The organism is Mucilaginibacter sp. (assembly GCF_041660805.1).
Classification (GTDB): domain Bacteria; phylum Bacteroidota; class Bacteroidia; order Sphingobacteriales; family Sphingobacteriaceae; genus Mucilaginibacter.
The window spans coordinates 53,226-80,010 of the sequence record NZ_JBAZVP010000025.1 but is presented as its reverse complement, the minus strand read 5'-3'; the positions used below and the strand labels follow the sequence as shown (position 1 = coordinate 80,010).

Annotated in this window: 23 protein-coding genes; 11 read left to right on the top strand and 12 right to left on the bottom strand. The window is 43.0% G+C overall.

Annotation, left to right across the window (positions count from 1 at the left end; all coding sequences use genetic code 11):
* Nucleotides 1-470 precede the first annotated feature (470 nt).
* From WC743_RS22095 to WC743_RS22085, 3 genes are all read right to left on the bottom strand, one after another.
* Nucleotides 471-668, bottom strand: coding sequence for a cold-shock protein (locus WC743_RS22095; RefSeq protein ID WP_373015665.1), 198 nt, complete (start codon nucleotides 666-668; stop codon nucleotides 471-473).
* Between the two features lie 249 nt (nucleotides 669-917).
* Nucleotides 918-2,132 carry a diaminopimelate decarboxylase gene (gene lysA / locus WC743_RS22090; RefSeq protein ID WP_373015667.1) on the bottom strand — a complete coding sequence of 405 codons (1,215 nt, stop codon included), beginning with the start codon at nucleotides 2,130-2,132 and terminating at the stop codon, nucleotides 918-920.
* A 153-nt stretch (nucleotides 2,133-2,285) separates the two neighbouring features.
* Nucleotides 2,286-3,596 carry an aspartate kinase gene (locus WC743_RS22085; RefSeq protein WP_373015663.1) on the bottom strand — a complete coding sequence of 437 codons (1,311 nt, stop codon included), beginning with the start codon at nucleotides 3,594-3,596 and terminating at the stop codon, nucleotides 2,286-2,288.
* A gap of 88 nt (nucleotides 3,597-3,684) precedes the next feature.
* On the opposite strand from WC743_RS22085, the gene WC743_RS22080 reads away from it, so the two are divergent.
* The 10 genes from WC743_RS22080 to WC743_RS22035 all read left to right on the top strand — a co-directional run bounded on the left by WC743_RS22080 (nucleotide 3,685) and on the right by WC743_RS22035 (nucleotide 14,163).
* A complete protein-coding gene (locus WC743_RS22080; RefSeq protein WP_373015661.1) occupies nucleotides 3,685-5,094 on the top strand; it encodes a phosphoglucomutase/phosphomannomutase family protein in 1,410 nt (469 codons plus the stop codon).
* Between the two features lie 426 nt (nucleotides 5,095-5,520).
* The gene (locus WC743_RS22075; protein WP_373015659.1) at nucleotides 5,521-6,057 is read left to right on the top strand and encodes an RNA polymerase sigma factor; all 537 of its coding nucleotides are present in this window, start codon (nucleotides 5,521-5,523) and stop codon (nucleotides 6,055-6,057) included.
* Nucleotides 6,038-6,310: a hypothetical protein gene (locus WC743_RS22070; RefSeq protein WP_373015657.1), complete on the top strand. Its 273-nt coding sequence runs from the start codon at nucleotides 6,038-6,040 to the stop codon at nucleotides 6,308-6,310. Before WC743_RS22075 ends, WC743_RS22070 begins: the two co-directional genes overlap by 20 nt.
* Before the next feature lie 13 nt (nucleotides 6,311-6,323).
* Entirely contained in the window at nucleotides 6,324-7,016 is a 693-nt protein-coding gene (gene clpP / locus WC743_RS22065; RefSeq protein WP_373015655.1) for an ATP-dependent Clp endopeptidase proteolytic subunit ClpP, read from the top strand.
* 260 nt (nucleotides 7,017-7,276) lie between these two features.
* The gene (locus tag WC743_RS22060; protein WP_373015653.1) at nucleotides 7,277-8,371 is read left to right on the top strand and encodes a Gfo/Idh/MocA family protein; all 1,095 of its coding nucleotides are present in this window, start codon (nucleotides 7,277-7,279) and stop codon (nucleotides 8,369-8,371) included.
* Complete coding sequence (locus WC743_RS22055; protein WP_373015651.1) at nucleotides 8,371-9,105, top strand: 6-phosphogluconolactonase; 735 nt, start codon at nucleotides 8,371-8,373, stop codon at nucleotides 9,103-9,105. The genes WC743_RS22060 and WC743_RS22055 overlap by 1 nt, the downstream gene beginning before the upstream one ends.
* A gap of 2 nt (nucleotides 9,106-9,107) precedes the next feature.
* Entirely contained in the window at nucleotides 9,108-10,220 is a 1,113-nt protein-coding gene (locus WC743_RS22050; RefSeq protein ID WP_373015649.1) for a PfkB family carbohydrate kinase, read from the top strand.
* 614 nt (nucleotides 10,221-10,834) lie between these two features.
* The gene (locus tag WC743_RS22045; RefSeq protein WP_373015647.1) at nucleotides 10,835-12,562 is read left to right on the top strand and encodes a GMC oxidoreductase; all 1,728 of its coding nucleotides are present in this window, start codon (nucleotides 10,835-10,837) and stop codon (nucleotides 12,560-12,562) included.
* 8 nt (nucleotides 12,563-12,570) lie between these two features.
* On the top strand, nucleotides 12,571-13,314 hold the full coding sequence (locus tag WC743_RS22040; RefSeq protein ID WP_373015645.1) for a DUF1080 domain-containing protein: 744 nt from the start codon (nucleotides 12,571-12,573) through the stop codon (nucleotides 13,312-13,314).
* 456 nt (nucleotides 13,315-13,770) lie between these two features.
* Nucleotides 13,771-14,163, top strand: coding sequence for a group III truncated hemoglobin (locus WC743_RS22035; RefSeq protein ID WP_373015643.1), 393 nt, complete (start codon nucleotides 13,771-13,773; stop codon nucleotides 14,161-14,163).
* 192 nt (nucleotides 14,164-14,355) lie between these two features.
* On the opposite strand, the gene WC743_RS22030 is transcribed toward WC743_RS22035, so the two are convergent.
* Nucleotides 14,356-15,162: an SDR family oxidoreductase gene (locus WC743_RS22030; protein WP_373015641.1), complete on the bottom strand. Its 807-nt coding sequence runs from the start codon at nucleotides 15,160-15,162 to the stop codon at nucleotides 14,356-14,358.
* Between the two features lie 26 nt (nucleotides 15,163-15,188).
* On the bottom strand, nucleotides 15,189-15,863 hold the full coding sequence (locus WC743_RS22025) for an SGNH/GDSL hydrolase family protein (protein WP_373015639.1): 675 nt from the start codon (nucleotides 15,861-15,863) through the stop codon (nucleotides 15,189-15,191).
* A gap of 190 nt (nucleotides 15,864-16,053) precedes the next feature.
* Here WC743_RS22025 and WC743_RS22020 point away from each other — a divergent pair, with 190 nt between their 5' ends.
* Complete coding sequence (locus WC743_RS22020) at nucleotides 16,054-16,701, top strand: YceH family protein (protein ID WP_373015637.1); 648 nt, start codon at nucleotides 16,054-16,056, stop codon at nucleotides 16,699-16,701.
* 70 nt (nucleotides 16,702-16,771) lie between these two features.
* On the opposite strand, the gene WC743_RS22015 is transcribed toward WC743_RS22020, so the two are convergent.
* The 7 genes from WC743_RS22015 to WC743_RS21985 all read right to left on the bottom strand — a co-directional run bounded on the left by WC743_RS22015 (nucleotide 16,772) and on the right by WC743_RS21985 (nucleotide 26,765).
* Complete coding sequence (locus tag WC743_RS22015; RefSeq protein ID WP_373015635.1) at nucleotides 16,772-17,437, bottom strand: potassium channel family protein; 666 nt, start codon at nucleotides 17,435-17,437, stop codon at nucleotides 16,772-16,774.
* A gap of 16 nt (nucleotides 17,438-17,453) precedes the next feature.
* Nucleotides 17,454-18,044 carry a TMEM175 family protein gene (locus tag WC743_RS22010; RefSeq protein ID WP_373015633.1) on the bottom strand — a complete coding sequence of 197 codons (591 nt, stop codon included), beginning with the start codon at nucleotides 18,042-18,044 and terminating at the stop codon, nucleotides 17,454-17,456.
* A 56-nt stretch (nucleotides 18,045-18,100) separates the two neighbouring features.
* Nucleotides 18,101-19,309 (bottom strand): glycoside hydrolase family 88 protein, encoded by a 1,209-nt coding sequence (locus WC743_RS22005; RefSeq protein WP_373015631.1) that lies wholly within the window; start codon nucleotides 19,307-19,309, stop codon nucleotides 18,101-18,103.
* Nucleotides 19,310-19,318: 9 nt separating this feature from the next.
* Nucleotides 19,319-20,785: a phytoene desaturase family protein gene (locus WC743_RS22000; RefSeq protein WP_373015629.1), complete on the bottom strand. Its 1,467-nt coding sequence runs from the start codon at nucleotides 20,783-20,785 to the stop codon at nucleotides 19,319-19,321.
* 11 nt (nucleotides 20,786-20,796) lie between these two features.
* Entirely contained in the window at nucleotides 20,797-21,543 is a 747-nt protein-coding gene (locus tag WC743_RS21995) for an NIPSNAP family protein (protein WP_373015627.1), read from the bottom strand.
* Between the two features lie 93 nt (nucleotides 21,544-21,636).
* Nucleotides 21,637-25,785, bottom strand: a complete 4,149-nt coding sequence (locus tag WC743_RS21990) for a two-component regulator propeller domain-containing protein (RefSeq protein WP_373015625.1) — start codon at nucleotides 25,783-25,785, stop codon at nucleotides 21,637-21,639.
* 209 nt (nucleotides 25,786-25,994) lie between these two features.
* Entirely contained in the window at nucleotides 25,995-26,765 is a 771-nt protein-coding gene (locus tag WC743_RS21985; RefSeq protein ID WP_373015623.1) for a DUF1080 domain-containing protein, read from the bottom strand.
* Nucleotides 26,766-26,785: the final 20 nt, after the last annotated feature.

The following is a 26,785-nucleotide window of genomic DNA, read 5'->3' as shown; positions in this document are numbered from 1 at the left end:
CTGCCGCAGCACCCACTAAAAGTGCTGCTATAATTTTTGCTTGATCTTTCATAATTTTTTACTTTTTAGTAGATGTTTGTTACATAGTTAACAAATACCATACCGCTGTGTTTAAGAAATTAAAAAATAGTTTAATAGCTACCTTTTGAGAATGAAGGTGTTAATAAGATAAGCATTATATAGCACAGTATACTATACAAAGGGCTTCGTTTTGGTTGTTAAGCTTTTATAATGGATATGAACGGCTACACTAAATATTGTAAAATAGACTCCTTTTAGTGAATAGCGATCATAATGTTAATCATAATCAGCTATAAAATGATACCAACTATAACCGGCGATGAATCTGCTGTAATGGTAATTGGCTCAATGTTGTTTTGGCTGAGCGGTAATGGCTAAAACCGCCTAAAAGCAAAAAAGCATCCACTAATTAGTGGATGCTTTTGTAAGCTTAGTTTATTAATATATAATTAATTAACAACTTTTACGTTCACTGCGTTTAAGCCTTTTCTTCCGTTTTCTACTTCAAACTCAACTTTATCGTTCTCACGAATTTCATCGATTAGACCTGTTGAATGAACAAATACGTCCTGGCCACCACCTGCTGGTGTAATAAATCCAAAACCTTTTGTTTCATTGAAAAATTTTACTGTTCCTTCTTTTTGCATTATTTTATTTATTAAAGGCCGCAAGGTAGGTATAATAATCCATATTTATACACAATAGCTAATTTCTCAACAATAACCACAGCATAAAATGATGGTTCAATTACTTTGTATTAAGCCGCAATAGCCCGGTGGCGGGCATGTAACGCAATACCAATATCAGTGGAGGATATCAGTACTTGTAAAGCCATTTAAAAAATAAAGCCTCAGGCAGTAGTGCTTAAGGCTTTAAAAAACAGGTGTAAATATATCCTATTCTGAATATACGCTTTGTACAAGGTCGCGCAGGTTATAGCCCGATGCCATTACCTCGCCATAAGCGCCCGCAGTACGGATAGCGATCAAATCGCCACGGTATGATTGCGGCAGATCAACATCTTTTCTAAAACAATCCGTGCTCTCACAAATAGGGCCTACAACATCATATTTGAGAGCCTCACCCCGGCCCTCTCCAATGGAGAGGGAGATAGAAGTCTCTTGTTTCCTGTCTCTTAATTCTTGATTCTCGCCCCGGCTTAAATTCTCTATCTCATGATAGGCCTGGTAAAGCATGGGCCTCATCAGTTCCGTCATGCCTGCATCCAATATCAGGAAGTTTTTCTTTTGTCCGTTCTTTACATACAACACTCGTGATATCAGCGAAGCTGATTGTGCAACCAATGCACGGCCGAGTTCAAAATGCACCTCCTGCCCGGGTTTTACGTTCAGGAATTTCTTAAACACATTAAAGTAGCTTTCAAAATCGGGGATGCTATTGGTATCCGGGTTGTGATAATCTACCCCTAACCCGCCGCCGGTATTTAATATTTTTATGGCGAAGCCGTGGTTCTCAAACCAATCCTGCATTTCGTTTATACGGATACACAGGCTGCGGTATACTTCCATATCTGTTATTTGAGAGCCAATATGAAAATGGATGCCCAGGAATTTAAGGTTAGCACACTTACGCAGCATATCAACCACATCATTTAACTGCCAGGTATTAATACCAAACTTGTTCTCATCAAGCCCTGTGGTAATATAATGGTGGGTATGCGCATCAACATTGGGATTAATGCGGATAGCTATCCCGGCTGTTTTACCCTTGGCCTTTGCCAGGTCATTAATAATTTCCAGTTCCTGTACCGATTCTACATTAAAGCAAAAGATATCAGCATCCAGCGCTAAATTTATCTCTTTATCAGATTTACCAACACCCGCAAATACCACCTTACTTTTATCAAAACCGTGCGCAATGGCAGCTTTCACTTCGTTGCCGCTCACACAATCGGCCCCAAAACCGTAAGATTGGATGGCATCAATAACCTTAGGGTTAAAGTTTGCCTTCATGGCATAATGCACATGAAAATTGTATTTGGCTGATGCATCACGGCAGGCATCAAGTGTTTGCCGCAACGCATCCATATCGTAATAATAGAAAGGGGTTTCTATATCCTTAAACCGTTGTACAGTATTGTTGTTGAACATGTTATTTAAATTTTCCATCGCGTTATTACGAGGCACGAAGCAATCTTCTACATACTTGTAGCAAACTTTTCTATCGGGGATTGCTTCGTTCCTCGCAATGACGTGTATTTATTATATAAAGCCCTCTCCTTTGGAGAGGGTTGGGTGAGGCCCCTAAAACAGCCTGTTATGCAGACTCCTTAAAACCTCTGTTTTTTCTTCGGTTTTTACCAGTAACGACATGTTATGATCACTTCCGCCGTATGATATCATCCTTACGGGGATATGCTTAACCGCTTCCAAAACACGGGCAGCGTAGCCATGTTTTTCGGCACCAAAATCGCCAACTACACAAATAATAGTATGGTTAACATCAATCTCAACCGAGCCAAATGCGCCCAGTTCCGCTGTTATCTCTCCCAGGTAAGTGGTGTCATCAATAGTTAAAGATACCGCTACCTCTGATGTGGTTATCATATCTATTGATGTACGGTAACGCTCAAACACCTCAAATACCCGGCGTAAAAAACCATGCGCCAGCAACATGCGGCTGCTCTGGATCTTAATAGCGGTAATACCATCTTTAGCCGCTATAGATTTTATTTTATCCTTTTCACTGGTATTGGTAATCAGCGTTCCGGCAGCCTGCGGATCCATAGTGTTTAACAGGCGTACGGGGATCTTATATTTTTGTGCCGGAAAAACACTCTGCGGATGCAAGATCTTAGCCCCAAAGTAAGCCAGCTCGGCAGCCTCATCAAATGATAGTTGCGCTATTGGTGTGGTTCCTTTAACAATACGGGGGTCGTTGTTATGCATGCCGTCAATGTCTGTCCATATCTGAACTTCTTCACTGCGGATACCCGCCCCTATCAATGACGCGGTATAATCACTGCCACCACGGCGCAGGTTATCAATTTCGCCAAAAACGTTACGGCAAATAAATCCCTGGGTAATAAACAGGTTAACATCAGGGTGCTTATCCAGCAACGGTGTAAGTTCTGATGTTATGTATTCTACTACCGGCTCGCTATCCTCATCGGTTTTCATAAACTCCAATGCAGGCAATAAAACCGATGGCACACCTATTTCTTTTAAATAAATATGATACAGCGTGGTTGACAATAACTCGCCCTGCGCCAAAATAATTTTATCTTCTATTGACGTAAAAAGGTCATTAGCCAGGGTACTTAACAGCCTGAAATGATAATCTATCACTTCTTTACCCTGTTCTAAATACTCGGGCTTATGTAAAAGCTCCTTTATAAAAACCTCGTACTTGTCTTTTAAAATAGTGATGAGGTTAGCTGCCTTTGCCTTATCTCCGGCAAGGTAAGCCTGCCCAATTTCTACCAAACTATTTGTTGTGCCTGACACTGCCGATAGTACTACTATCTGCCGCTCGGCAGGATTAATTATATCCAGCAGCTTTTGCATACGGGCGGGACTGCCGACCGATGTTCCGCCAAATTTTAAAACTTTCATTATTTTTTTCCTTTTACCATAAATGATTGATATTCTTGTATCAATATTTAAGGCGCTAAAAATAGGATTTTAAACCATTATATTTAAGATGAGTACAATTAAATTTGGAACAGATGGTTGGAGAGCAATCATTGCCGATGACTTTACTGTTGAAAATGTAAAACGTGTAGCCTATGCAACTGCATTGTGGCTTAAACAAAACTTCGAAAACCCATCTGCTGTGGTAGGCTGCGACCCTCGTTTTGCCGGCCCAATGTTTGCCGATGTTACCACAACCGTGCTCGCATCACAGGGTGTTAAGGTTTTCCGTGCCGAAAATATATTTATATCTACTCCAATGATATCATTGGGTACAGTGCGTAAAGGTGCATCTGCAGGTATTATTATTACTGCCAGCCACAACCCGCCTGCTTATAATGGCTACAAGATCAAAGCCTTTTACGGTGGCCCGGCTACACCTGATGATATTGAAAAAGTAGAATCACAGATCCCGGATAGCATTAGCCTTGACCTAAAAACCGTTACCGATTATGTTACCGAAGGTTGGGTGGAGTACATTAACCTGGAGGATATGTATGTGGAGCATGCCGAGGCAAACTTTGATATCCCCGCCATTCGCGATAGCGGCTTACAATGGGCTTATGATGCTATGTACGGTGCAGGCCAAAACGTTATGCGCCGCTTGTTCCCTGATATTACTTTCCTGCACAGCGATTATAACCCAAGCTTTGACGGCCAGGCCCCCGAGCCTATCCAGCGTAACCTGCAGGAGTTTGAGCAACTGATTAAACTATCTGAAGGTGAAATTGCATCAGGCTTAGTTACTGATGGTGACGCCGACCGTATTGGTTTATATGACGGCGATGGCAATTTTGTTGATTCGCACCATATTCTTTTACTGCTGATACATTATATGTACAAGGTTAAAGGCGAAAAAGGCGAGGTATACTCTACCTTCTCTTGTACCAGCAAAATTCAAAAACTTTGCGATGCTTACGGCTTAAACAACACCGTTACCAAAATTGGCTTTAAATACATTTGCGACCTGATTGTTAACTCCGGCAAACCATTTATGGTGGGCGGTGAAGAATCTGGCGGTATAGCCGTAAACGGCCACATCCCTGAGCGCGATGGCGTTTGGATTGGTTTAATGATATGGGAATTTATGGCGAAAAGCGGCCGCAGCCTGCGCGACCTTGTAAATGAAATTTATGATGTTGTGGGTAAATTTGCCGTTGAACGTTATGACCTGCACGTTACCGAAGAGAAGAAACAAGCTATCATTAGCCGTTGCAAAGGTGGCGTTGAAAGCTTTGGTACTTTGAAAGTTGTTAGGACCGAAGACCTGGATGGTTTCAAATTCTTCTTTGAAGACGAAACCTGGGTAATGATCCGCCCGTCAGGTACAGAGCCGGTACTGCGTGTTTATTGCGAAGCGCCAACCACGGCAGAATCTTTCAAGATCCTGGATGCTATTAAGGCAGACCTGTTAAAATAAACCGGGATTTATACGATTTATCAGATTAACTGATTATAAAAGGCTTGCTTCGGCAAGCCTTTTTTGTTGGCTAAGCATTATCCCCCTCCCACCATGTCATTGCGAGAAGCACAGCGACGCGGCAATCTCGTCGCATGCTTAGCGGTCATGCATTGGCTACGGGATTGCCGCGCTATCGCTCGCAATGACATATTTTCTATAAATCTTCAATCCTTATATCTCCACCATGTCATTGCGAGGCTCATGCGGGTGGGATGAGCATTGGAGAGCCGTGGCAATCTCGTCGGATGTTAAGCGATTATGCATTGGCGACGAGATTGCTTCGTCGCTATGCTCCTCAATGACATGATAGAAAAAAATGAAATTTATTTGCAATTTAGTGGTGATATATCCTCTCATTTTTGCACTTACTATTAAACGCGGATTATGATGGTTTGTAATAATGCACCTGCCGAAACAGAAAAGCTGATCATAAAGCTTTACAAAAGCGCTTTCCCGCTCGTGGCAAAATACGTAAGTAAAATGGGCGGGGGACTTGATGATGCCAAAGACATTTTTCAGGATGCGCTGGTTATCTACTATGAAAAAGCTGTAGCAGGCAATTTAGAACTGCAAAAGGTTGATGATAAAGCTTACCTCCTGGGTATAGCAAAACATCTTTGGCTAAAAAAATTCAGGGATGATAAAAATAACCTTCCACTCACAGATGATCTTGATTTAGAATATGAACCGGAGATAGCAATATCTGCCAATAAGGTATTACACTATCTGGAAACCGCGGGCAAAAAGTGCATGGAAATACTAAGCGCTTTTTATTATCACAAGCTGCCCATGAAAGATATTGCAGAGCTGTTTGGATATGCGGGTGAACGCTCTGTAACTGTACAAAAATACAAGTGCCTGGAAAAAGTAAGGGAAACCGTTAAACAAAATGCATTGGCTTATGAGGACTTCGCTGAATAACATAAAAGAGGTAGACGATCATTTGCTTAATCAGTCTGCACCACAGGATGCATTACTTTTTGAGGTCAAACTGATCATCGACCCCGAACTAAAATACACGGTAATGTGGCATAAACAAACCTTAAGCATAGTAAACCAATATGGCCGTAATAACCTGCGGGCCATGATAGAAAACGTGCACCAGCAATTGTTTACCCAGCCGGAGCATCAAACTTTCCGGCAGAAAATACTGCGCTTGTTTTATAAACGCTAACACTTAAAATTTTATGAAAATGGATAAAAATGAGTTCCGCAAATATGCGGTGAGGCATCGCCATGTCAATTCTTTACACCTTGATAAATTTATCGGCCAGGTAAATACCACTACCCTGCCCATGAGCATGACCCCTCACATTATGGAAGAACGGCAGCTTAACATATCGCAAATGGACGTATTTTCAAGGCTGATGATGGACCGCATCATTTTTATGGGAACCGCGATTGATGACCAGATAGCCAACATCATACAGGCGCAATTGCTATTCCTGCAATCGGCAGATGCCAAGCGGGATATACAGATCTATATCAACTCTCCGGGTGGGTCAGTTTATGCAGGCTTTGGCATATATGATACCATGCAGTTCATCTCGCCCGATGTAGCAACCATCTGTACGGGCATGGCAGCATCAATGGCATCGGTAATATTATGCGCCGGCACACAAGGTAAGCGTGCCGCCTTGCCACACTCAAGGGTAATGCTGCACCAGCCATCAGGCGGCGCGCAAGGGCAGGCGTCAGATATTGAGATAGCTGCCAAACAAGTCTCCAAGATCAAAAAAGAGCTCTACGAGATCATTGCCCAACACAGCGGCCAAAGCTACGAAAAGGTCCACGCCGTATCAGACCGCGACCACTGGATGATAGCTCACGAAGCCAAAGAATTTGGAATGATTGATGAAGTGCTGGGCAGAAATGAGTGATAGTTGAGATGCATTAACCCACCATGTAGAGACGCAACATTTTGCGTCTCTTTTTGCATGTGTAATTGTATTAGTTAAAGACGCAAAATATTGCGTCTCTACAATTTTATTCTGAAAATTCTTTAATTCTATAAATTCTGGTTCAGACAATTATTTTCTGGTTCAGACAATTATTGTATTTTTAGCTGCCAACTAAACTTATAATAAAATACTGCCGTCAATTTGCTAACCTGCATGTGAAGCAGAACATCTAATACCATATGAACAGAACTAAAGTTGCCATAATAGGTGCCGGTTATATATCAGACATTCACCTGGAATCGTACCATCGCTTTGTACCCGAAGCCGAGGTTGTGGCCATTTATGCCCGCAATATCGACAAAGCAAAAATCTTTGCCGAAAAATATCAGATCCCGCGTTTTTTTGATGATGTTGACCAGTTATTGGCCGAAACAGATTGCGAAGTAGTGGATATCTGCGTGCCCAATTACCTGCATGCTTCCGTTTGTATAAAAGCCGCCAATGCCAAAAAACATATCATTATTGAAAAACCGCTTGCCGTAACTTTGGAGGAGGCCGACGAAATGATAGCCGTTTGTAAAGCAAACAACGTAAAGCTTATGTATGCCGAAGAACTTTGCTTCGCCCCAAAATATGAGCGTGCCCGCCACCTGGTAAAAGAAGGTGCCGTTGGCGATGTGTACATGCTTAAACAAGCCGAAAAACATTCAGGCCCGCATACCGATTGGTTTTATGATATAGAGCTGGCCGGCGGCGGAGTTATTATGGATATGGGCTGCCATGCGCTGGGTTGGTTCCGCTGGATGCTTAATCATGCAAAGGTTAAGGATGTGTATGCTACCATGAGCACCGTTTTGCATAAAGGCCGTACTAAGGGCGAAGATAATGCCGTGGTGATAGTAGAATTTGAGAACGGCGTTACCTGCGTTGCCGAAAGCAGCTGGGCCAAACATGGCGGGATGGACGACCGTTGTGAGATCTACGGTACGGGCGGCGTGGTTTATGCCGATCTGTTCATGGGTAATTCGGCCTTAACTTATAGTCGTGAGGGTTATGGTTATGCCATGGAAAAAGCCGATACTTCTGCCGGTTGGAGCTTTACCATTTTTGAGGAAGCTTTTAATCAGGGCTACCCGCACGAACTGAAACACTTTATTGAATGTGTACGCGAAGATAAAACCCCGCTGGTAACCGGCGAGGACGGGCGCGCTGTGCTGGAAATTATTTATGCTGCATATGCATCAGCAGGGTTGGGTAGAAAAGTAGCCTTGCCTTATACCGCCAAAGTTGCCAAACCAATTGACCTGTGGCTAAATCCTAAACAAAACGATTAATGAAAATATCAATATATAATACCTACGACGAGATGTCAAAAGCAGCAGCCGAACTGGTTGCTAAACAACTGGCTATAAAGCCCGATTCTGTACTTTGTTTCCCTTCGGGCGATTCACCTACCGGGATGTTAAAAAATTTGGTTGATGCTGCGAACGATGGCAGGATAGACCTGAGCCAATGCTTTTTTGTTGGCCTTGATGAATGGGTGGGCATGGATCAGAACGATGTGGGCAGCTGCAAATATTATCTGCATACCAACTTTTTCAGCAAGCTGAGCATCGACCCGGAAAGAATCATTTTGTTCGATGCTAAATCAGATGATCTGGAAAGTGAATGCGAACGCATCAATAATTTCATCAGCGAAAAAGGCGGGTTGGATGTTATGATGGTAGGTATAGGCATGAACGGCCACCTTGGCCTTAACGAACCGGGAACAAGTTTTGATCTTTACGCGCACCGTTCAGCACTTGACCCCATAACCGTACAGGTAGGTCAAAAATATTTTCAGCAGGAAACAAAACTGACAGAAGGCATTACACTCGGTTTAAAGCATTTGTCAGAAGCCAAAATACCTGTATTGATAGCATCAGGTGCTAAAAAAGCCACCATAATTGCCGAAGGTTTACAAGGCAGCGTTACAACTGAAGTACCGGCATCTATCCTTCAAACCATCCCTAACGCAATTATATTGTTAGATAAAGATGCCGCATCAGCACTGGAACACGCTTCCTGATAATGAAAGAAAAGCTTAAACAAATTCAGGATAAGTTGCAAAATGCCCCTGCCCTGCTTGCTTCAAAAAAGGTAGCCGCCGGGTTTGATGGCTTTATAGATTCCATTGTACGGGTCATTAACTTTAAAACCGAAGTAAGCGGCCCGGTATTTTTTAGCACGATAAAAGAGTTTGGCAATTACATAGCGGCCAAAAGCGGATCCGGTTTTAGTTTAGAGAGTGAGGAACTGGTACAAAAACTGGGCGGCAACATGCCAATAATGGCCAATGCCATGGCACAGATGGGCACAAAGGTTAACTGTGTCGGTGCGTTTGGGGTTCCTTCAATAGCGCCGGTATTTTCGAAGATGCATCCAAATTGCAGTTTGTATAGCTATACCAATCCGGGTTTTACAACGGCTATGGAATTTAATGATGGCAAACTAATGCTGGCCCAAATGACAGATCTGAACCACTCTGATTGGGGTACCATTAAAAGCACCATAGGGCTTGAAAAATTAAAAGAGGTTTTTAGCGATGCCGACCTCATTTGCCTGGTTAACTGGAGCGAGCTTGACCATTCTAACAATATTTGGGAAGGCCTGCTGACCGAGGTTTTTGCAGGCAGTGAATCAAACCAACGGCAATTCTTTTTTGATCTTTCTGATTGCTCCAAGCGCAAACCGGAGGCCATAACATCGGCCATAAAGCTGATAGAACAATTTGGCAAATACGGCAAGATAACCTTAAGCCTTAACCGAAATGAGGCAAACATTCTTTACCAAACGTTTATTGACAACACCCCTCCTGCCGATCTGCAAGCTGCAGGTAACAAACTTTTTACCAAACTAAATATTGATACATTAATTGTTCATAGCTCAAAAATTTCGGCCTTATGGAATGCAAACGGCACTTATATGAACGAGCCTGTTTATATAGCAGATCCTAAATTTTCTACAGGTGCCGGCGATAATTTTAATGCCGGATTTTGCATGGCAACCCTGATTGGCTTTGACGCTGAGTTGTCACTTATTATGGCAAACAGCGTATCAAACTGCTACATTACAACGGGTGATAGTCCGGATGTTAGGGTGCTGGATGCTTACTTTTCTAAATTAATAAATAATATCGCTTAGCTAAGATGTTCGGTGAGGACACCGAACACGGGCGGGGTATGAACCTCTCCCTCCTGGCTGGTATATCCTCACCAGCCATTTACATTCTTATCGTTTAGCAGATGTTCGGTGAGGACACCGAACATGGGCGGGATATGAACCTCTCCCCTCTGGCTGGTGTCCTCACCAGCCATTTACATTCTTATCGTTTAGTAGATGTTCGGTGAGGACACCGAACACGGGCAGGATATGAACCTCTCCCCTCTGGCTGGTGTCCTCACCAGCCATTTACATTCTTATCGTTTAGTAGATGTTCGGTGAGGACACCGAACACGGGCAGGGGTATGAACCTCCCCCGCTGGCTGGTGTCCTCACCAGCCATTTACATTCTTATCGTTTAGTAGATGTTCGGTGAGGACACCGAACACGGGCGGGGTATGAACCTCCCCCGCTGGCTGGTGTCCTCACCAGCCATTTACATTCTTATCGCTTAGCAGATGTTCGGTGAGGACACCGAACACGGGCGGGGTATGAACCTCTCCCCTCTGGCTGGTGTCTTCACTGCCATTTACATCTCCATGCTTACTTTTCTAAATTATTAATTGCATCTTTATCATACCAATTAGTAAATTTTCATGTCAACAAATTCTCCAGATACCAATTCGGGCAATGCTGCCGAACGTACTTTTGACGCTATAGTTATTGGCTCGGGCATTAGCGGCGGCTGGGCGGCTAAAGAGCTTTGCGAACAAGGATTAAAAACTCTTGTGCTTGAGCGTGGCCGCGATGTTAAACACTTAAAAGATTACCCAACAGCCACTACCCCACCATGGGGTTTTAAATACCGTGGCCGTATGAGCGAAGCATTTTATAAAGAGAACCCGCTGATTACCAAAGCCGCGGGTTTCGGCGATGATTGCGACCACTTTTTTATAAAAGATGCAGACCACCCTTATGTACAGGAAAAACCCTTCGACTGGATCCGGGGCTATCAGGTTGGTGGTAAATCATTAACATGGGGCCGTGCCACACAGCGCTGGAGCGAGTTTGAATTTACCGCGCCCGAACGTTTTGGCTATGGCATTGGCTGGCCTATTGGTTATGCCGATGTTGCACCGTGGTACTCGCATGTAGAGAAATTTATAGGCATCTGCGGCAGCAAGGATGGTTTAGAAGCTATGCCCGATGGTGAGTTTCAGCCGCCGTTTGAAATGAACGTACCGCTGCAGCATATTAAGCAATCATTAAAAGACAATTATACCGACAGGCACCTGGTGCACGCCCGCTGGGCCCACCTTACCGAACCACAACAGGTTCACCTTGACCAGGGCCGTGGTAAATGCCAGGCACGTAATATGTGTATGCGGGGCTGCCCCTTTGGCGGATATTTCAGTTCGGTAAGTTCAACCTTGCCATGGGCAGAGAAAACCGGCAACTTAACCATCAGGCCGCATTCGGTGGTACACTCTGTTATTTATGATGAAAAATTGGGCAAAGCAACCGGTGTGCGGGTTATTGATGCCAATACAAAGGAAACCATCGACTATTTTGCAAAGGTCATTTTCATGAATGCTTCTGCGTTGAACACCAACCTTATCCTACTCAATTCTACCTCAAAGCGTTTCCCTAACGGGTTGGGTAATGATAGTGGCTTACTGGGTAAATACATCGCGTTCCATAACTACCGGGCATCGGTTTCAGGCACTATGGATGGCTTTCTGGATAAATATTATTATGGCCGCAACCCTACCGACCTGATATTAGTAAACTACCGTAACCTGCATAAAAAAGAAACAGATTACTTTGGCGGCTTTACCACCTTTATGAACGCCTACCGCGACCAGCATCCGGGTGAAACCGGCGAAGGACAAATTGGTGCCGAATATAAAGACAGCTTATCTGAACCGGGCGGCTGGCATGTATTCGCCTACCTGCAGGGCGAAACCGTTCCTGTAGAAAGCAACCATGTACGCCTCAGCAAAACCGAAAAGGATCAGTGGGGGATCCCGTTACTGATAACATCTGTTGAGTACCATGAAAACGAGGATCGCATGACCGAAGATTTCTTAAACCAAACCGCAGAAATGCTGGAAAAGGCCGGTGTAAAAAACATCAAAAAATACAACAACAAACAAGCGCCCGGACTTGACATTCATGAAATGGGTGGCGTACGTATGGGTAAAGACCCAAAAACTTCCCTGCTTAACAAATGGAACCAGTTGCATGCCTGCAAAAATGTTTTTGTAACCGATGGTGCCTGCATGACCAGCACCGGGAATCAAAGTCCGTCCATTTTGTATATGGCTTTAACAGCCCGTGCTGCAACCTACGCGGTCAACGAAATAAAAAAAGGAAACCTATAAACTACATAATGAAAAAACTAACATTTATACTCCTTGCCGCCGCAGCAATAAGTAGCTGCAATTCATCAACCAAAAGCACAAGTACTGCAGACTCAACCAGTGTTGCAATAGACAGCGCCGCAAGCGGGTTTGTATCCCTGCTAAAAGATTCTGCCATGAGCAACTGGCATGTATACGGTAAAGGGAAAGTTGGTGCAGCCTGGAAATTGAAAGACAGTGTACTACACCTGGATGCCTCTAAAAAAGCCGACTGGCAAACCCTTGGCGGCGGCGATATTGTTACCAACGATGAATACGAAAACTTTGACCTTAAAGTGGAGTGGAAAATATCAAGAGCGGGCAACAGCGGTATCATGTTTTATGTACATGAGGATACCACCAAATACAAATATGCCTGGAATACCGGCCCCGAAACGCAGGTAGCCGACAACAAAGAGAATGAAGACGGCAAACTGATCAAACATCGCGCGGGTGATTTGTATGACCTTATATCTATATCAAAAGAAGTAGTAAAACCAGCCGGTGAGTGGAACAAAACCGAAGTAATTGCCAACAACGGCAAGCTGGAGATTTTGGTTAATGACCAAAAAGTTCTATCAACCACCATGTGGGACGATAACTGGAACAAACTGGTGGCAGGTAGTAAATTTAAAGAATGGCCGGGCTTTGGTACATTTAAAAAAGGGTGTATTGCTCTGCAGGATCATGGTGCTGATGTATGGTTCAGGAATGTGGAGATAAAAAAGCTATAATATTTCTCTGTTAAAAAATCAGGCGGGGAAAGATTAAAAAGAAGCGACGGGCTGTGCGATTCCCTCCCAACGGGAGGGTGCAGGTCAATGTCATTATTTAAGGGATCTCGACCCCAGAGGGGTTAAAGCTTTGTAGACTAAAATCGAAATTATCTCCGTGCCATAGGTACGGAACCTTGCGTTGCGTACCTATGGCACGCTAAAAGCGCTATTTATATTTCCTACAAAGCTTTTACTCCTAACGGAGTATTTTGCCTTTCCTTAAATAATGACATTGGGGTGCAGGTAGGGGTTTATGGCGTAAATAACCCCTACCCGCCACTTCACTAGCAGCCGCACCCTTCCCCGGGGAAGGAGTTGTGACGTAAATCCAACCCCTGGGCTCCAGTTGGGTGGCAGTTACCCATTGGTTCAAGCCCGGCATGATAAAAAATTTGTTGTTACCTTTGCTTAACCATGCAAACACTGCCCGAAATAATTTCGCTTGAGGATATTAAGCTCCTGGTTGATACTTTTTACCAGAGGATCCAGGCTGATGAATTGCTTGGCCCTGTTTTTAACGAACGGATAAAAGACAAGTGGCCTGTTCACCTCGAAAAGATGTACCGCTTCTGGCAAACTGTGCTATTAGGCGAACATACCTATAATGGCAGTCCGTTCCCCCCGCATGCTAAATTACCTGTTGATCATGAACACTTTGCCGCATGGATGGCACTGTTCACCAAAACCGTTGATGAATTATTCGCCGGAGATAAAGCAATAGAAGCAAAATGGCGCGCCGGGAAAATGGCCGAAATGTTTGAGCATAAAATTGCTTATTTTAAGAAGAACCCTTTCAATATTCTGTAGACTGTGGAAAAGCAGGGGTCAGTCCCTTCGCAGTCGCTCGGCTCCAGCCGAGTGACAATTATTATAAGGCCTCCGGCCGCAGTTATAAACAGTCTCGTCGGCCAGAGGCCGTGGGATAGTTACCACTCGGCTGGAGCCGAGCGGTTGCAATTACTCTTTTTCAAACCGGAGCTCGACAACTGCAAATATTTATCAGGCCAACCAGCTATCCCAATTATCAATTTTGTATTGATATCCCAGCACCGCATCAACATTAATACTGTTTATTATTTTCCATTCCTTTAATTCCAGAACAAATGCGGGCCGTTCTAATCCGGCTTTTGTGGCTGCCCCGGTATAGAATGCAAATTTTGGTGGATGGTGTGGTGTACAGGCATTAAAGGTATATCCAAAAGCATCTTTATTTAATACAGCCTCGGTTATGCTTATACAATCGTTTAATTCTATCAGGTTTACAGGTGCTAAACCATTGGGGATGTCCTTTTTGCCTGCGAAAAACCTGCCCGGCTCCCGGCCGGGGCCTATTAATCCGCCAAAGCGAATAATGGTGGGCTTGAAATCAGTTTGCTGTCTGAAAAGTTCTTCGGCTCCATACAAGATCTTACCTGATAGGGTATCCGGCTGCGGATCAGTCAGTTCATTTACTTCCATGTTCAAATCAGCATAAACACCGGTCGAGCTGATAAGGATTACTTTTTGTATTTGATTTTGGTTTATTGCATTAATAACACGTTGCAGTTTGGGTACATACTCCGCTCCCCCGCCCGACCTGCTTTTGGGCGGGATAGCAATAACCAGTACATCGCAGGTAAAAAAATCAGCATCGTAAGAGGCATCATCTACAGAAAGATCAATTAAAAAAGGTTTGATATTTCCTGCTGAAAGCGTTTCCAATTTACCTGACGATGTGGTAGAACCTTTAACACTTATACCTTTTGCAACAAGGGCCTTTGCCAAAGCCAGGCCATACCAGCCACAACCTAAAATACTAACCGTCATATGTTATTGGGCTAAATAGTTTCGTTTTACATGGTTTTAACCTTTGCCCAGATCGCATTGCTGATATTTCGCATCCCCTTATCATCTGGGTGCGATTGCACACCATGATCAGCAAATAACCCCCAGGCATAGTTACTCATATTAAGCCCCAAAGGTTGCAAGGCTATAAATGCCGAATGTTTGAGCATAATAGCATCTACCGGGCCATTTCCCCAAAAGCTGCCAACGGCCAGTATCTGAACGTTTTCATTGCCGGTTTTTAAATAGGTTAACAGCGCGGCATATCTTTTTTCAAATGTTGCGGCATCAAACTTATCCTTCTGTACATTCTCCCCTATTCGTATAACGATCAGGTCGGGTTTGGCATCGCGCAGTGCTTTTAATTCCGCATCAAAATCATAGGTGGTAAATTCCAGTTCAAAAGCGGCAATATTTTTGACTGCGACGGTACTGTTTGAATTACTTTCTTTAAAATTCCGTGTAAGCAAATGTACATAGTCGGAATCGGGCATGCTTGCCGCCATTCCGCAGTTACAGGCCCAGCCAACTGTAGGGTTAGCCGGCGAATAGGTGATGCTGTTCCCTAATATTAAAACATTACTGAATTTAACTTTCTCCGGATCTGATTTAACGGAAGATGTTTTTTTGCATGATGCTAAAACCGTTAATGCAATAATAGCGCTGATTAAAAACCTGTTCATTTTTTGATAGTTATATGTCGCTGATAATTTATGCTTTACAACAGGTCGACAGCTTTAATTTGAGGCAAATATATCAGTTTAATTACGCTTAATAAAGCAATACTGGTACTTTGGCAGCTTTGCATATTATCAACAACGGAATACACTAACAAAATACCTTTACGTTAAAAACCAAACTTTATATTTGTGCATGGATACTCCGCAAACTTTACCTGTTTTAACCGATACTGAACTACGTGTGCTGGGCTCATTGATGGAAAAAAGCAAAACCACGCCCGATTATTATCCCATGACGCTTAACGGACTTACTGCTGCCTGTAACCAAAAAACTGCGCGCAAGCCTGTGGTTGATTATGATGAGAACACGGTGATGCTGGCGTTAGATACATTAAAAAGAAAAGGGCTGATATCTACTGCCACCGGTGGCTCAAGCCGCGCTACGAAGTATAAGCACAACTTTGGGATCGTTTTCCCGGTGGTGCCTGCAGAAGTAGCGGTAATATGCCTGCTTATACTACGCGGACCACAAACCCCGGGCGAGATCAATACCAACTCGGGCAGGTTATATGAGTTTGACGATTTAGATGAGGTGCAGGCCATGCTTGAAAAACTGGCAGGCGGCGATATGCCCTATGTATTGCAGCTACCCAAACGCCCCGGACAAAAAGAAGTACGCTATCGCCACCTGTTAGGCGGCACTATTGTAGAAGACGATTCTCAGGATGATTCGCCGCGCCGCACATCATCATCTGAACTGGAAGAAAGATTGAGCAAGGTTGAAACCGAACTGGCCGAATTGAAAGAAGCTTTTGATAAGCTGATGAAGGAATTAACATAAGTAGTTGCCGGTGAGGCCACCCGCAAATGGTATTGGGTCATCCGTAATTGCCGGTGAAGGCCACATCAGTTTATGGCGTTGGTTTTGATTTATCATCAACAAACCAAGAAGCTACAAAAGCTGTAAAAGTTCCAAACAAGCCCACTCCTGCCGTCATCAAAATTGCTGCAATAATTCGTCCTTCCGTTGTTACGGGAAATTTATCGCCATAACCTACAGTGGTGATTGTCACATAGGACCACCAAATTGCATCTTCTGCAGATTTGATATTGCTGTTTGGATCTTTCTCTACTTGTAAAATAGCAATGGAAGAAAAAATGATCAACAATACTGCAAGTATGGATACCGATGTTAAAGCACCCTGGGCTTTATTTTTAAATACGTAGCTTAGAAATTGTTGAGTAGATCGGAACGCTCTTATAAGTCGAAGTAATCGGATCAATCGCAAAATTCTTCCGGCTCTTAAAAAGCTTACAGCAGGTATGCTTGATATTAAATCGATCCACCCCCAGCGCATAAATCTCAATTTGTTCTCTGCCCGATAAAATCGCACAAAAAACTCAACGAAAAAAAACACACATATGACGTTATCTATGTACATTAATAACACAGATGTTTCTGGCGGCAACTTCACAATAGTATCTACCAGCAAGGCTAATAACACATATACAGAAAGTACAAAGACAATTAAATTTAAAAACCCTAATTGCTGCTTATTAGAAATCGCTATTTCCATGTGATTGTATGTATTCTTAGCTATGAGGTTCTTCCTTGTTTATTTTGTTTTCAATGCGGCGGTCTGGTATAAACCATACGCAGGCTACTACAACATATAATGCAAAGCCCAGCCATGGTTGTATAAAGGACAGGGCAATGGCTGCCATGTATGCCCCAACAGATAATTTGCCTTTACTATCATTACCAAAAGCCTGTGCAAGCATAGAATTTTCTCCATGCAGGTTAATAAGTATTTTGGCCAGTATAGTGTAGGCAGCTCCGTTCATGGCAAGTACAACACCATAGCATATTACCGGCCATTTGGCAAAGTGGTTCTCACCCATCCATGCGGTTACAAACGGTATTAACGAGAGCCAAAAAAGTAAATGGAGATTAGCCCATAGTACAGCCCCGTTAACAGACCTGGCCGCATGCAGCATGTGGTGATGGTTATTCCAGTAAATGCCCACATAAATAAAACTAAGTATATAGCTTATAAACACGGGGATCAAATGCTTTAATGCCTCTAAACTGGCATCATGCGGCACTTTTAGCTCCAGCACCATTATAGTTATAATAATGGCAATTACCCCATCGCTAAAAGCCTCTAAACGTCCTTTGCTCATATAGTGTGCGGTTGGTTTGTTATTTTAAAACCATAAACATTTATCAGCATACAAACCTATTTTGCTGCGAATGCTTTATAGCGTGTCATTGCCTCAACAAAATAATAATCGGCATAAGTAAGCGGTACATCTATCTCGGTACCTGCCGGGAAATGCCCCACGCTATGCTGCAGCAAAAAACCACCATTAGTACCGGGCGCTGATTTATACGTTGGCGACGACAGCGATTTGATAATAGTTTGCGCGGTGTTAAAATAGTTTTGCCCGTCGGCTTTGTCTGTATACCGGCATAGTTCCAGTAAGGCCGAGGCCATTATTGACCCTGCCGAAGCATCACGTAATGCACCCGGGATGTTTGGCGCGTTAAAGTCCCAATAAGGGATCTTGTCTGCAGGCAGGTTAGGATTATTCAGTATGAATTTGGCAATATTGTTAGCCTGGTCAAGGTACTTTTTGTCTTTTGTTTCGCGATACATCAGGGTGAAGCCATACAATCCCCAAGCCTGCCCTCTTGCCCATGCAGATTCATTGGCGTAGCCCTGCGCGGTTTTCTTTTGCTTAACCGCACCGGTATTTGCATCGTAATTAACAACATGGTAAGAGCTGTAATCAGGGCGGTAATGGTTTTTAATAGTATTGTTGGCATGTGTTACCGCTATTTTATAATAACTGGAGTCGCCGGTTACTTTGGTGGCCCAAAACAACAGTTCAAGGTTCATCATATTATCAATTATCACCAGGTAGTCGGTTGGTTTTGAATCCCATGATTTAATTGTACCGGTTACAGGGTTAAAGCGGGTTGATAATGATTTCGCGCTGTTCAACAAGATCTGCTTGTATTCGGGATTAGGGTTAAGCCTGTTTGCATTGCCAAAGCTGCAATACATCATAAAACCCAAATCATGTGTATGGGTATTGAACTGTTCTTTAGCTAATGCCGCCAGTATCCTGTCGGCTTCGGTCAGCAAGGTTTTATCATGTGTTTGCTCATAAAGCTCAAGCAGCGTGCCCGGATAAAAACCACTGCACCACCAGCCCGAATTACTGGTTTCCATTTTACCATCTTTTGGATGAAAAGCCTTTGGGAACTGATCTGGCTTAAGCAAACCGGCCATTACTTTATACTGGGCATCAGCATCGGCAAGGTTTTTTTGAATTGTAGTAAGCAGCGCCTTTTGCGGTTTAAAGGTGTTTTTTTGCTGCGCGACGCCATGCAGGTGAACTATTGTGAGCGGTACGATCAATAATAAGCTTCTCAATTTCATAGATATTGTTTAGGTGTTTTGGTATGAGGTTAAAGCAGGGACTGAAATGTCAAATATATCTTTTAATGCCCTTTTAGCGGCATAATAACCGCACATGCCATGTACACCCCCACCCGGAGGTGTTGATGCCGAACATATATACAGGCCTTTAGCAGACGTTTTATAAGGCGAATAACGCAAAGCAGGGCGGGTGAATAACTGCCCTATATCTATCACACCACCGTTAATGTCTCCGCCAATGTAGTTGGGGTTGTATTCTTCCATGGCAACGGTATCCATTGTGTGCCTGGCCAGTATGGTATCCCTAAACCCGGGGGCAAAACGCTCTACCTGCTTCTCAATATTGTCTGTCATGTTTTTTGTTGAGCCGCCGGGAACATGGCAATAAGCCCATCCGGTATGTTTACCTCTGGGCGCGCGGGTATGGTCAAAAACACTTTGCTGTGCCAGTAATACAAAAGGTTTTTCGGGGTGATGGCCGTCCCAGGTTTGCTGTTCAGCATCGCGGATCTCATTTAGCGTATTGCCAATATGTACGGTGCCTGCCAGCTTACAGGCATCAGCTTTAAAAGGGATAGCACTATCAAGCGCCCAGTCAATTTTATAAACACCCATGCCGTACCTGTAGCGTTCCAGCTGCCATTTGTAAATAGATGAGAATTTGTGCCCTGCTATCTGCAGTAATTGTTTGGGCGATATATCAAATAATACCGCATGTGCCGATGGTAACTGGTCTAAGGTTTTAATGTAAGTGTTTGTTTCAATTTTACCGCCTATTGATGTAAAATAAGATGCCAGCGCATTCGCTATCCGGTTTGAACCGCCCTTTGGTATTGGCCAGTCGCCCAGGTGCCCGGCAGCCATCATTACCAGGGCTATTGCAGAGGTAGCCACATTGGTAATTGGTTGCATAGCGTGTGCAGCCATCCCGCCAATTAATGCTTTGCCTTTATCAGTTTTAAAGCGTTTTGCCAGGGTTGTTGCCGGTAATAAAGCATTCAATCCAAATGTTGCCAAGGCTAACGGGTGTTTAGGAAAATGCAGCGGGCCTAATACATCGGCATCAATTAAACGCCAGTTTTTAATTATGGATCGCATTAAGCTTTTGTATACCGGCCCGTCGTCGCCCAATAATTTCGCGGTATCATTAACACTGTGTGTGAGTATAGCGGCTGTACCATTATCCAGTGGATGCGCCGCGGCCAGTTCCGGATAAATGTATGTAAGCCCGTGATCTGCCAGTGGCAGGGTCTTAAAAAATGGCGAAGCGGCCGCTAACGGGTGTATGGCCGAACAAATATCATGTGTAAAGCCAGGCAGGGTTAATTCCGCGGATCGGAGGCCACCACCTATTACTCTTTTACCTTCTATTAATAAAACAGATAAGCCATTTTGCTGCATCAATATAGCCGCCGCAAGGCCATTAGGGCCTGAACCTACTATTACTGCATCAAAGTCGCGCTTATCCGGCTTCATTGGCTATTCTTTTAAAAATCTGAATATTCGGCAGGGTACAAAAATATAATATCGGCTTTTGACACATTGTTTTGATACTCGGGCATTCCCGATAAGGTTTTCCATTGTGTATCAGCTGAAAATGCTTCCCAATGCTTGTCCCTGTCCTCTTTGCTGTTAAAAGTGGTCATGTACATTAAGTTGGGCATACGGCTGCCGGCAATAACGCTGCCATAAAATACTGAATTAAAACCAAGCCTGTCAAAAAGATCAGTTTCGCCACTGTTAAACATGCTTACCTTGTTACGGTGATATTGTTCTGTAGGGCTTTCATAACTGCGCAACTCGTAAATGCGATTTGCCCTGTTACCGGTTAACTTTGGCAACGCGTACACAGGCCTTGTAATAAACGCGTTAAGAATAATGGTTTCCATGCGCGAATACGGAGGGGTTTTATAATTGGCATCAACATATTCCCTGCCTGTTTTTGCTACATCATGGCTAACATTTTCATCAAAATATTCCATCTTCTTCCACTTTTCAAAATGAATAAAGAGGTAAATACGTCTGTCTGTTGTATCGTTTTCAAGTGTTTTAAATACGCCCACATCTTTTATGCCCATTTTATGCAGCTTAGGCAAATAAAAGTCTTTTAAATAACCATCTACCAGCTGCTCCTGTGCTTTATTTTTAAGGTGATATATTTTTATCTGATAGTAGTTTCTGTTAGCGGCTGCCTGAGTTTGCTGTGTGATAAAGGCCAGAACAAATAACAACATTAATCTAAAACAGCGGTTTAGCTTTCTGTGGGATAACATGATAAATTAAATTTTTATGCTGTAAAGTTATCGAAATTATTTGTCTGCAATGGCCTAAAGTATGGTCTTCTTTGGTTCCCATTCTACCAGTGTATCCATAATTTCCTGCAGTTTTAACGGTTTGCTTAAGTAACCGTTCATACCGGCGGCAAAGCAGGCGTCCTTGTCTTCAGTCATTACATTGGCGGTCATGGCTATTATAGCAGGCTGGTGGTCCATATTCTGGCGAATAAAACGGGTGGCTTCCAATCCGTCCATCTCAGGCATCTGCACATCCATCAGTATCATATCATACTTTTTAGTTATCAACGCATTTAATGCTTCGTGCCCGTTGCCTACAATATCGGGCTTGTAACCCATTTTGTTCAGGATATATTTTGCCAGTTTTTGGTTAATGGCATTGTCTTCGGCAATGAGGATATTTATTGGGTGATGCAGGGCAAAATCTTCAGAGAACGGTGTTTTAACTACCTGTGGCTCATCTTTAACATCAATATTTAGTTTAAGCTGCTCAATAACGTGCTTATACAATATCTGGTGCTTAGTAGGCTTGGTTAGGGCTATATTAAACAAATGCGAATTCTTTTTGCTCTGCTCGTTACCCATTGAAGTAAGCAGGATTATAGGCAGTTCGGGGTATTTTGCGCGTATTTCTCTCGCCAGTTGCACGCCATCCATTTCGGGCATGTTCATATCTGATATCACCAGATGGATCGGCTCGGGGGCTGCTAATAAATTTAAAGCTTCGGGGCCTGAGGCAGCCATAACCGGGATAAAGTTCCACTGCTTCAGTTGCTCTTCGAGGATCTCGCGGTTGGTTAAATTATCATCAACAACAAGTATGCGTTTATCTATAATTTCGGCCAGGTTAAGGTGTACATAGTTGCGCTGTGCTTTTACACCCTGTTTAGCAGTTATGGTAAACGAAAACGTGGTACCCTTGCCAATATCGCTTTTTACGGATATTTCGCCACCCATTAAGTTAACCAGTTTTTCGCTGATGGCCAAACCAAGGCCCGTGCCGCCATATTTACGCGTGGTGCTTGAATCTACCTGAGAAAATGCTTTAAACAACCTGTTTAACTTATTTGGCGGTATGCCAATGCCGGTGTCGCGTATTTCAAACAATAGTTCAAAAACTTTATTGCTGTTGCTTTTTAGCTTTACACAAATAAATATCTCGCCCTTGCTGGTAAACTTAACTGCATTGCCAACAAGGTTAATTAGTATTTGCTTTAACCTAAAGGCATCGGCAATGATCTGTGCAGGTACATTATGCTCTACCTGGTAAACCAGATCGAGGTTTGAGCGGGCAGCCCGCTCTGCAAAAACATCCAAAACGGTTTCAATGCAATCGCGCAGGTTAAAATCCTGTTCTTCTAACTCCATATTGCCCGATTCTATTTTGGAAAAATCCAATATATCGTTAATTACGTTCAGCAATGTATCGCCGCAGCTTTTTATGGTTTCGGTATACTCTTTTTGCTCATCATTTAGCGGTGTACTGGCTAACAAGGTGGCCATACCCATTACACCGTTCATGGGGGTACGGATCTCGTGGCTCATTGTAGCCAGGAATATGCTTTTGGCCTTATTGGCTTTCTCGGCATCTTCGCGGGCTTTTTCGGCATCTTCACGGGCCTTTTCAGCATCTTTGCGCAGCATGCGCTCATCTTTGGTCATTTCGGCAAGGCGCAGGGTGCGGTCTTCTACCTGTCTCTCTAATATGCTTTTTTGTGCTTTTATTGATTTTACACGAACCTTGAATATAAAATATACACATACTATAATAAACACCAAAGCGGCTAATCTAAACCACCATGTTAACCAAAAAGGCGGCTTGATAATAATTTGTAACCCGCTGGTTACCGGCGACCAAAGCCCGGCCGAGTTTTGATATTTTACCCTGAACACATAGGTACCCGCCGGTAAATTGGTATAAGTTGCCGAATGCCTGGAACCAATGTAGTTCCATTCCTTATCAAAGCCTTCCAGAATGTAGGCATATTTCTTTTTATCTGCCAGTGTATAATCAAGCACAGCAAATTCCAGCGAAACAACCGTTTGCTTATAATTCAATGTGATACTTTTAGCATCAGAAATATCTTCCTTTAACGGTGATGGGTCACTGGAATCTTTTGCAGGGGATATTGTTTTATTGAATATCTGCAAAGCGGTTATTGCCAATGGCGAAAAGCCCTGTGGTTTCAAGATCTGCCCCGGCGAAAATGCATTAAAGCCGTTTACACCGCCAAAATACAACTTGCCCGAGTTGCCCTTAAATGCCGAGTGCGATTTAAACTCATCTTCTTGCAGGCCATCCTCAACAGTATAGTTTTTAAACACCTTTTTAACCGGGTCAAATGATGACAGGCCACTGTTACTGCTTACCCATATTTTACCGTCATCATCTTCACGCGCGGCATAAATAATATCGCTGGGCAAACCATCTTTTTTGGTATAAACGGTAAAATGTTTGGTAACCGGGTTAAACAGGTTGAGGCCCGTAAAGGTGCTTATCCAAATGTTACCTTTTTTATCCTCATAAATATCGGGCACATTATCATTACTCAGGCTGTTTTTATGATTATTATGCCGAAAATGGATAAATGTATTGGTTTTCTTGTCAAGCAGGTTTATGCCGCCATCAAATGTGCCTATCCATAAATTTCCTTTACTATCTTCCAGCAAGGCGTAAACCCTGTCGCTGCTTATGCTTTTAGGGTCATTTTCGTTGTGCCTATAGGTTGTAAACTTATTTGTTTTTCTATCGTAATGATTTAAACCATCATTGTAGGTACCTATCCACGCGGTACCATCTTTTGAATGCGTAAGCGCGTAAATGTTGTTGCCGCTTAAGCTGTTTGGGTTCGCCGGGTCATTTTTAAAATTAGTGAACACTTTTGTACTGGGGTTATAAATGCTTAACCCATCGCCCCAGGTACCAAACCAAAAGTTGCCTTCTTTATCCCGGTTAATGGTAAGCACGTAATTACCCGTAATGCTGTTTTTGCCCACTTGCCGTGTGTAGTGGGTAACATCACCCCTCTTGTAATTAAATTCATTAACGCCACCACCGTCTGTGCCTACCCACACATTCTTGTCACTATCCTCATAAACCGACAGCACAAAATCATTAGAAAGGCTATTACTTAATGAAGTGTGCCTATAGTGAGTAAAACTTTCGGTACTCCTTTTAAACAAACTAATGCCACCGCTAAAAGCCCCCAGCCACATATTGCCATGGTAATCTTTTAAAATACTGTAAATAGAATTGCCGGTGATGCTATTTTTGTCAACATCATCATGCAGGTATGTATAAAAATTACCTGTTTCGGGGTTTAAAATGTTTAAGCCGCCGTTTTCGCTACCTATCCACAGGTTGCCGTTATCATCCATACCAAGGCTATAAATAGTACTGCCCGCTATGGTGTTCGCCGCATTTTTATTGTGCTTAAAGTTGGTGAATGTGCCTTTATTAACATCTAATAAATTGAGCCCGTTTTGTGTGCCAATCCACATGCGGTGCTGTTTATCCTCAAAAATACAGCTGATGTTATTACCTGAGATACTTTTAGGATCTTTAGGGTCAAATTTGAATTGTTTGAATGTACGGGTCTTTTTATCAAGCAAGTTTAAGCCCCCGCCGGTAGTTCCTACCCATATATTATGCTTGGTATCCTGATACACATAGCTAATGCTATTACTGCTAATACTGTTAGGATCGTTATCATTATGCCTGTAATGGGTAAAGGTATTTGTTTTAGGGTTCAGGTAGTCGAGCCCATCCTGACCCGATATCCATAGGTTCCCCTTGTCATCAAAAATTATTTTACTCAGTACATTATCTGACAGGCTGTTTGGATTTTTATCATCATGAAAATATTGGATGAACCGCCCCTTACTGCGTTCAAGCTTATTGAGGCCAATGATAGTTGCTACCCAAATATTGCCTTCTTTATCCTCGGCAATATCTGTCACCATACTACTGCTAAGCGATGTTGCATCCTGAGGGTCATGCTTGTAGTAGGTAAAGTTATAGCCGTCATACCGGTTTAATCCGTCGCGGGTACCTACCCATATAAAGCCCTTGCTATCCTGAATGATACAAGCTACATTTATTTGAGATAACCCTTCCTTTTTGCCGAAATGCTCAAACTTTAAGCTTGGATTTTGGGCAAAGCCAGTCAAAACAGAAAGCATTATTATAAAACATATTAAATGTTTATACATTAACATCAGGTGGGTTAAAAGTAAGTAAGCAGTTATATTAGGTATATAATTATCTTATACGGTATACCCGAATAAGAAGTTCTTAAAATACAAAAAAGATAATGATTACTCAACTGGAATTTGTAAAACAAAAAAGCCTACCAAAAGGCAGGCTTTTCATTCAATAAAGAATTTTAATATTATAATTCCCTAACCCAAATGTTACGGAAACTCAGCGGTTCGCTTTTATCGCCATGTGCCTGTAGTTTAATAGGTGCCGGGCCATGCGCCGCCCTATAGGCCGGTGTACCAATGTATTGTGTAGGGCCAAGCAATTCAACATTGTTCTCAACCAGTACGCCATTAAATAAAACGGTAACACGGGCAGGTGTTTTAACCTTATCGCCATCAAAAGTTGGAGCTGTCCAGATAACATCATAAACATTCCATGTGCCCGGTGGCTTAGTTGGGTTAGCTAACGGGATAAGCTGTTTGTAAATACTGCCAGCCATACCATTAACATAGGTTTTGTTGTTGTATGAATCTAAAACCTGTAACTCGTAACCCGCATCGCCTTTACCAAGTGATGCCAGGAATACACCGCTGTTACCACGACCCTGGCCTGTACCTGTAATATTTGCAGGCACTTTCCACTCAATGTGTAACTGGTAGTTTCCAAAAGATTTTTTTGTTTGAATATTACCTGTGGATTTATTCACGGTTAATACATCACCTTTAACATCCCATTTTGCAGCGTTGCCAGATGCTACGTCAACCCATTGGTCAAGTCCGCTTTTGCCATCAAACAATATTACAGCATCAGACGGTGCATCGCTGGGTACTTTACCTGCGGTAACTACTTTAGGAACGGGTTCCCATTTTTCGGTATCTTCCGGTTTGCCGTTTTGCTGCGCGTTTGCCATAAAAAAACTCCCTGATAGCAAAGCGGTTAAAATAAGTTTATGTTTCATATTTATAATTTAATTGGTGC